General features: G+C 75.8%; 1 protein-coding gene. It reads right to left on the minus strand.

The features are described 5' to 3' along the window. Window positions 1–360: hypothetical protein (locus ACTT8P_RS38510; protein WP_442836439.1), on the minus strand; the 360-nt coding region annotated here is incomplete at both ends.

The raw sequence follows: 360 nt of genomic DNA on the forward strand, positions 1-360 counted from the left end.
GGTGCCGGGCCAGGCCAGCGAGACCGTCAGCTCCGGCCCGTCCGGGGTGTCCCGCACCACCGCTCCGGCGTCCAGCACATGTGCGGCGGGCGCGTGCGGGTCGGCCGCACCCACCGGCCCGGCGCCGGCAGCCGGTTCCCAGGCGCCGGTGGAGTTACCGACCGGACCGGCGGCGAACCGGCCCAGGTAGTTGAAGCCGATCTGCGGGGCGGGCAGCCCTGCCAGTACCGGGCCGGTCTCGGCGTTGAGGTGACGCAGCAAGCCGTAACCGAGGCCGTCCCCGGGCACATTCTGCACCTGCTCCTTCACCGCCTTCAGCAGCACACCGGCCGCCGGACCCCCGGCCCGCGCCTGGCCCAG

Origin of the sequence: Streptomyces sp. JW3 (assembly GCF_052216785.1) — a bacterium.
Lineage (GTDB): Bacteria > Actinomycetota > Actinomycetes > Streptomycetales > Streptomycetaceae > Streptomyces.